A 7,511-nucleotide genomic window follows, 5' to 3' on the forward strand; every position below is an offset into this window, starting at 1 on the left:
TTGTTCCCGGCACATTTTAAACACATAAAAGTTTAATAACAATCCAACGGGTTTTATATGATTCACAATGAATTAAATTTAATCTATTTTGTAGTATTGGACCAATGCAGGTTCTTGCATTTTTATTTTTACGGCGCTAACCTGTGGATGGCAAACCAACCACAGGACATGGAATATGAATTGGCAAAAGGGATTTTCCCTTACTGAAGTATTGGTATCTTTATTTCTCGTAAGTACTTTGGCTTTAACTTTGTTGCAGCAGCAATGGCAGAATAAACAACTGGTTAATCAGTTGGTCTTAAGAATGCAAGCCTCCCAATTTCTTGATGAAATAGAAGAAACGTTGGTGGCTAAAGTGCCAAAATTACCATCAGCTCCTACACCTTATCATTTGGAAATACACCATAAAAATCAATACTTACGGATTCAACTTGCCTGGTTCAAACAACTAGGAACGCTTACCCGTAAACACAGTTCCATAAGCCGTTTCAAATGAAAACACAAGCAGGAATCAGCCTAACTGAGGTTTTGATAAGTCTTTTTCTAACGAGTGTGATTGTAACGACTTTATGCCAGCTTTATTTAGGCTGCAAACGCCAATATCTTGAAATTGAAAAAATTTTGACAGCGCGTTTTGATGTACAATGGGTAAGTGATTTGCTGAGTGATAGCATTCGACGTGCAGGTTTTACTCCTTGTTTGGGCATTGAGCGCTTGCAAGTTATTGATCGCAGAAATCGGCAAAATAAGATTCATGCGCTGCAAATTGGTAATCAGCCCAATCAATTTATCCAAGTAAATCGTATGAATGAGCACTTTACAAAAATAGTCAAAGTTGAAGGTGCAACAAGGATATTGGTGCAAAATCCAGTGAGCTTTCATAAAAGGCGGCCTGTACTTGTCGCTGATTGTGAGCATGCGGAGGTACAAGAGTTATTTGATATAGAACATCATGCTGAGAATTCGCTTATTACTTTGAACAAACCATTGGTTTTTTCCTACGATAGTTCGGCATATATAGGTGAGTATCTTGAGGAAAAATGGTTCATTAAAAACAATGCAAATGATGAGGCGACACTGCATTATCATTTAGTGCAGACAGAAGAAGTAACCTCTTTAATTCATTTTATGCATACCCGCAATCGACGTGTCAAAGAAAAACAGTTGCTTGAAATCATTTTGGGCTTGGATGAAAACAAAATACATAAACTCAGAGTAGCGGTACGTGGTTCATGAGTAAAAAAGATAAAGGATTTGTTTTACTCGTGACCATGCTAATTATGGGGGTGATTGGTTTACTTATAATGACTGCAATGCAGCATACTTTACTGTATTACAAGGCAATTAATAAACAAGAAGTAGCACATCAGAGTTTTTATCAATTAGAAGATGTCGCATTGCAATTGCTGCATCAGCACACAACATTTAATCAGGATTGTGTGGTGCACACCGACGCTGCAAATCAGGTGATGCATCAGCTTCTTCGCAACAAAGGCTGCTCTTTGGATAGTGATAATGTCTTGTACAAATATTACCTTGAAGACTTAGGTGAGTTTCCTTGTTTAAGTGTGTGGTATAGGGGGCAAAAATCGGCGACACACCACCTACGACTTACTATTATGCTCATTGAAGATGGGGTTCCGGGATCGATACTACAAATACGATTTATCCGTAGAGGCAAGGTTATGCCGTGTCTTGCAAAGGAACATTCAGTTTCTCTTGGCGTGAGTAGTTGGCGGTATTTGCCTTCACTATAAGGTAAATTTTAAAGTCACTGAGGATCGTATCTCTATTTAGGTCTGTGGCTAATGTCATTTCATTGATAGTTAGTTTTCTATTCTACGTTTAGAAGAACACTTAAGTTGGATAACGGTGGATGTTTTTTCCTTTGTTAAGTGATTCGGGTTTCGGTTTTGATTTTGCGGCTTATTCATATTAGGGCAGGTGCCGCATGGTCGGGGATTACGATCCACCGCCATGGACACCGGTCGTGCTAGGAATCTGCGTGAAAAAAAATCAAACAATCTTAGGCGTTAGAGATGACTTGGAACAAGGCGCCTGTTACCTGGCTATTGGAACCACCCCATTTTTTCCTTGATTTTAGCAATAATTAAAGATGCTATTTCTGAACTATTTAAGCCACCTACGACAAAAGATCCATCAGCATTACCACTGAATTTAAACGAAATAGTCCCATCTTCTTGAATTTCGCCTAAACTTGACATAGCAAGTGTTAATCCTTGTATAAAATACTTAGGAAAATAATTTGCATAATATTTTATGGAAGGCATATTCATTAAGTCCGCAAGCTGGTTAGCCCAATTAAGTTGAATCCACTCAGCTGCTTTTTGCAGGTCATGGGCTGGATTTTTGAGGTTGAATTCCTGGCTCCATACTGGAGAATCAGCTACACCATTAGAAAAATAACTTTTACTGCCTAATGAGGTACTCCAACTGCCATCGTAAGCATCAAGTTGGAAGTAGTTATTAATGTGGGTGAAAAAAATAGCGTCTTTAAACAAATAATCAAAAGAACCTTGCAACGTTACGCTTATACCTGTCCATTTAGAAAGCGGTGCGGTAAAATCCAAAAATAAGTCAACGCCATATAAAGCTTGTTGCAGCAGTTGATCATATTCTGTCTTTTCTTCCAAATTTCGGTATTCCTCACTCATGGTACGTAGTGCCGATATGACCAGATCTGCCAAAGATCCTTTCCCAAATCCATTACCATTAATTTTCCAGAACCCTTCCTTTACGGCATCTTGTTTTTCCTGCAATTCAAAGGTTAGGCTTTGACTATCTAGTTCAAATGTTGTTTTCATTGCCGGATGAGCATTATTCTCTAAGTCCATAGAAGTTGATAAATAAAAATGGATGTTTCCATCTGCGAGTAACATCAATGTTTTGAAAAGATAATAACCAAAATTGGATACAGTTTTACCATTTACTTGTTTAAATATTTTATGAAGCGGCCTGCCATGCAAATCTACGGCTATTTCTCTTCGGTTAGCATGAACAACATTGGTAATTTGTAAATCAAAAGCACCTAAAGAGCGCGTCCATTCACTACCGTTTTGAGTAATCACTTTGAACTGTACCTCTGGCCCTTGTACTAAAATTAGAGCAATATCAGAAAATGATGGCCATTGTTGCGTCACTAAAGGATCAAGGACTTGTCCATTGTTTAGTGCTATTTCTGCCTGTAGGCTCTGGGCTTCGATTCGCACAGTCTTAATTAAATTTTGCTGCGGGAGAATATTGGTCATATCCAGTTCAAGAGTAGCCGCTGAAAGAGTATTGGTAATTAGATGAATACTAAAAAGCAAAAGAAAAGAAATATAGCGCATCGTAACTCCTTAAAAAAATTTATTTCATTGCTCGCATTAAGATTCACTAAATCCTAAATCATCTAAAGCACTGTCTATGTGCGGCGAATTATAAAACTCAAATTTAGAATTTGCTACATATAGCTATTGCTCAATGATTTCCATTGATAGAGAAAGAAATTTGGATTGTTATGGATAATGCATCAACGCAACATTTTATTTTTACTAAGTACCATCCGGCTCCGATTCCGGGTTCCACTTCGTTTCATCCAGGCTACAGTTTAGGTTGGCCGGCATACGTTTACGTAAATGAAATCATTTGGGATTGAAAAGGAGTTGGCCACAGATCCCAATATTCTCTTGAGCTATCTAGAACCTAGTTGTATTGTAATGGTTAGGATAAATAGAGAGGTCCTTTTTGGTGCGACTACAAAAGATTTTTGAATACAAGTATTGGCCGCAAATTGCGGTGATTGTGCTGTTATTGGCAGGGTATGCTGCATATCGTTATTTTGCTTTTTATGACACGCGTTCGAATGATGCCTATGTCTCAGCACATATGGTCAATATGATCTCTTTAGTTTCTGGCCCTGTGACGCAAATTTATGTTAGAGAAAACCAGAAGGTTAAAAAAGGCGATAAACTTCTTGAAATTGATTCTCTTCCATATACTTATGCCGTACAACGCGCTAAGGCTAAGTTAAATATTGCCAAATTGAATTATGAAAATGAAAAAGCAAATGTGATTAAAGCCGAACAACGATTAAAAGAAAGCCAAGTCCAATTGAGTTTAAGCCAAGATCACTACAACCGCTATTCAAAGTTACTATTGAAAGGTGATATGGCCAAAATCACTTTAGTTAATTTGACCGATAAAATGAAAGAACAAACGGCAGCAATTAAAGAGGCGGAAGAGCAACTTAAAATTGCACAAACCAATTTGGATGACAGTCAGATTTTAGCAGCACAGGCGGAGCTGGGCGAGGCAAATTATCTTCTAAATCATACTACTCTTGTAGCACCTGAGGATGGTTATATCACTAATTTTAATACGCGGGTAGGTCAATACATTAAAACCGGCGAAGGATTATTTGCATTTATAGAAACCAAGCAATGGTGGGTCGTTACACGTTATCGAGAAACAGCAATCCGACTGATTCAACCTGGAGACAAGGCAGAAATTATGATTGATATGTATCCAGGAAAAGTCTTTCATGGGCATGTAGACAGCATTGGCTGGGGAATTAATCGAGTACAGCGTGGTGATGTTGTTCCTTCGACCTTACTTTATTTAGAAGCAACTGAAGATTGGATTCGCATTGCACAACGTTTTCCGGTGCGAATTTATATTGATGATTTAACGGATGAATACCCCATGCGCATTGGAGCCAATGCGACGACCATTACCTACAGGTGATTTGTGTTTTTCTGGCCTCAAACTGTTGAAAACAGAGCCGCCATAAGAACTGCAGTTGCTGCATTAGCTGCGGTGTTGATTTCATTTAAATTTCATTTAGAAACACCTTTTTGGTCTGGAATGAGCGTTGTTGTTGTGTCCAATTTATATACCGGCAATATTATTGATAAAGCCATGTTGCGTATTATTGGTACTGTCGCTGGAGCGTTTTTGGGCTTTTATGCTGCAGGACTAGTGGCCAACAGTTTTTTACTCTATTTTCTTTCGTGCTTTTTAATCGTGTGCATTGGTTCCTATTATTATAGTTTCAGTGCCAATGGCTATGCTTATTTATTAGGTGCACTTTGTGCCTTTCTTATTATTTCTCAAGTTGCTATGAATCCACAAAACGCTTTTTTCGTAGCGATTTGGAGGCCGGTGGAGATTGGGATTGGCGTTTTGGTATCGGCAATTAGTGCGTATCTTATTTTTCCAAATCATTTAAAAGACAATATTGCCATACAACTGCATGATATTTTTACTGATTTCTCAGTTGAGTTAGGCCAATTGCTTAATATGTTGCGTGATGGTCAGTTTGATTTTGATGTGTTAGCACAAAACAATTTAAAGATAAAAAAGAAACTACGTAAAGCAGTCGAACTTGTCGGTGCAATGAACCATGAATTGGGGGTTACCAAAGCGCGAACTGATCAAGTTCGGGCATTGTTGGATATTTTTTATGATTTGTCACGACAGTCACAATATTTGATTCTAATATCTCCCCAGCATGGCGATTTGTCGATTGTCCAATCATTATCGATACAACCCGTGCTGAATGCGATGCAAGAGGATCTGGTGCATTTGCAGATGACTTTTTCTCATCAAGATGCGCTACTGGAATTAAAAACAGAGGCGGCAATAGCTGAAATGGAACAGCATGTGCAGCAGATACAAAAAGGGGGAGAGGGCGTTTTCTCTTATTTGAATCCAAAAACGAACATTGACATAGAAGCACAAGAACCTGCTGTTAAAAGTAATTTTGTCTATGCTTTTCTTCATTTCCTGCATCAGGTGAATCAAAGTCTTCTTTTGATGCATTCGTTATTAAGCCGCATTCCTCATGGCTTGACCAGAAAATTTCAAGTCTTAAAAACTCAGGATCGAATCCGTACCGATATAGATGTCATTAAGCGCAGTATTAAAGCTGGATTTTCGGTTATTTTGGCTTTGGGTTTTTGGATGGCAAGTAATTGGCCTGGTGGTTTAAATGGAATTATCAGCAGTCTTGTGATTTCTATTCGTAAAAATCTTTTTGAAATGAAAAATGTCAGCATTCATCGCTTACTTGGCTGTATTTTGGGTGGGGGCATTGCTTTATTCTCCTTATTTCTTATTGAGATGACACTTTATGATTTTATTTTAATATTCTTTTTTTCGGTTTGGGGTTTTTCTTATTTTATGTTCAAGCTGCCTAAATACGCTTATATTGGCTTACAGGCAAACATTGCTTTAATTATTTCTCTTGCTCAAGAAGGAGGGCCTCCTGTTTATTTGGGGCCTCCATTGCAACGTTTGGGTGGAATTGTTATTGGCATTGTCGCCAGTTTTATTGTGGCAAATCTTATCTGGCGTTCTGACGTTTGGACTATGCTCAATCGTTATCTCAATAAACTGTACCTTTATATGGGACAAAATTTAAAGCAAATACTCCTAACATCAGGAAATCAAAAAAAACTACATGATTTGGCAAACTTGTTTTGGGCTTCTCGAGGATTGCTTGAATCACTTGTTGATGAACCCTTAAGTGCTAAAAAGCAAAATATTTTAGCTGAATTACAGAAACGTTTTGATTCTTTGGTCATGATACAGGCAACTATAAGTCATATTTTGGGTGCCATTAATCGTGAAAAAGTTGTGGAAACAGCTCGAGCATTAGGATGTGACTTGCCTTTTTATGAGCACGAAGTGTGGGTTGCGTTTAGCCAGCACGATGAGCCATATGGATTGACATTAAGCCATCAATTACAGGATTTATTATCTGAAATTGATAAAAAAATGACATTTTCCCAGGTGTCAGATAATGATTTAAGGGGCTTTTTAGCGTATGTAAATGCGTTAAATCAGTTGGCTTTAAGAATTCATTAGGGAAAAACCCGAGGGATTATCACTTTTTTCGCACAGTTTATAAATTTTTCTCTATCTTTCACCTGCAAAATTGTAGCCTTCACCCAGGCTACTTTTGACTGCCAGCAGGCATAGCGTCTGTCGTAAATACGGCCGTATTTGTGTTTTTTTATCATTATCTCCGAAATAATTCATTTTAAATCAATTAACTAGCTGAACGAATAAGCCTTATTTAATTCGTGTCTTAATCCTGAGCCTATTGTTCCAGAATAAATTGCTGATCATAATTTGCACCAATGTAACTTTGTAAGACTTCATCTATGCGTATTCAGACTGAGGCACAACGTCTAGCCCATCCTCAAGCTCGATTAATTCCTAAATCGCTAATGAATGATGAGAGCGTCTTTAGGAATGAGCTGTTGGATGATTTCATTCCGCTGATGCAAACCCAGACAAACGCGCAATTATTTGCTTGTTTACGTGATTTTGTTATGCCTCAAGAACAGAGAAAACGAAAATGTTTATGGCTTGCTGTGGTGTACAGTCATCCTCATCTGAGCAAAGAACAATTGGTGGCACTTGCGAAGCAGATAGGCTTATCGCCCAAGGCGCATCTTGAGGTGAGCATCATGCTTAACCGCCAGGATAATTTAGCGTATGTG

Annotated in this window: 7 protein-coding genes; 6 read left to right on the top strand and 1 reads right to left on the bottom strand. The window is 38.1% G+C overall.

The genetic code is table 11. The annotated features are described in order from the left end of the window. Window positions 1-175 precede the first annotated feature (175 nt). The 3 genes from BGO44_RS04340 to BGO44_RS04350 are packed head-to-tail and all read left to right on the top strand — an operon-like array spanning window position 176 to window position 1,757. The gene (locus BGO44_RS04340) at window positions 176-496 is read left to right on the top strand and encodes a type IV pilus modification PilV family protein (protein ID WP_058510843.1); all 321 of its coding nucleotides are present in this window, start codon (window positions 176-178) and stop codon (window positions 494-496) included. Beyond that, the gene (locus BGO44_RS04345; protein WP_273199352.1) at window positions 493-1,236 is read left to right on the top strand and encodes a PilW family protein; all 744 of its coding nucleotides are present in this window, start codon (window positions 493-495) and stop codon (window positions 1,234-1,236) included. The genes BGO44_RS04340 and BGO44_RS04345 overlap by 4 nt, the downstream gene beginning before the upstream one ends. Next, entirely contained in the window at window positions 1,233-1,757 is a 525-nt protein-coding gene (locus tag BGO44_RS04350) for a hypothetical protein (RefSeq protein WP_058510841.1), read from the top strand. The genes BGO44_RS04345 and BGO44_RS04350 overlap by 4 nt, the downstream gene beginning before the upstream one ends. 312 nt (window positions 1,758-2,069) lie before the next feature. Here BGO44_RS04350 and BGO44_RS04355 read toward each other — a convergent pair whose 3' ends face one another. Further along, window positions 2,070-3,350: a hypothetical protein gene (locus tag BGO44_RS04355; RefSeq protein WP_058510840.1), complete on the bottom strand. Its 1,281-nt coding sequence runs from the start codon at window positions 3,348-3,350 to the stop codon at window positions 2,070-2,072. Between the two features lie 400 nt (window positions 3,351-3,750). On the opposite strand from BGO44_RS04355, the gene BGO44_RS04360 reads away from it, so the two are divergent. The 3 genes from BGO44_RS04360 to BGO44_RS04370 form a co-directional block, all read left to right on the top strand. After that, on the top strand, window positions 3,751-4,746 hold the full coding sequence (locus BGO44_RS04360) for an HlyD family secretion protein (RefSeq protein WP_237760496.1): 996 nt from the start codon (window positions 3,751-3,753) through the stop codon (window positions 4,744-4,746). 3 nt (window positions 4,747-4,749) lie between these two features. Then, complete coding sequence (locus BGO44_RS04365) at window positions 4,750-6,870, top strand: FUSC family protein (protein WP_273199350.1); 2,121 nt, start codon at window positions 4,750-4,752, stop codon at window positions 6,868-6,870. Between the two features lie 299 nt (window positions 6,871-7,169). Further along, window positions 7,170-7,511, top strand: a 342-nt coding sequence (locus BGO44_RS04370; protein WP_286822655.1) for a hypothetical protein, incomplete at its 3' end; no start/stop codon positions are given.

The sequence above is a fragment of the Legionella sp. 39-23 genome (assembly GCF_001897665.1).
Taxonomy (GTDB): domain Bacteria; phylum Pseudomonadota; class Gammaproteobacteria; order Legionellales; family Legionellaceae; genus Legionella; species Legionella steelei.

Bases quoted from the DNA above. Each gene is read 5' to 3' on its own strand.
- BGO44_RS04345 (WP_273199352.1), top strand. From the start codon at position 493: ATGAAAACACAAGCAGGAATCAGCCTAACTGAGGTTTTGATAAGTCTT.
- BGO44_RS04350 (WP_058510841.1), top strand. From the start codon at position 1,233: ATGAGTAAAAAAGATAAAGGATTTGTTTTACTCGTGACCATGCTAATT.
- BGO44_RS04355 (WP_058510840.1), bottom strand. From the start codon at position 3,350: ATGCGCTATATTTCTTTTCTTTTGCTTTTTAGTATTCATCTAATTACC.
- BGO44_RS04340 (WP_058510843.1), top strand. From the start codon at position 176: ATGAATTGGCAAAAGGGATTTTCCCTTACTGAAGTATTGGTATCTTTA.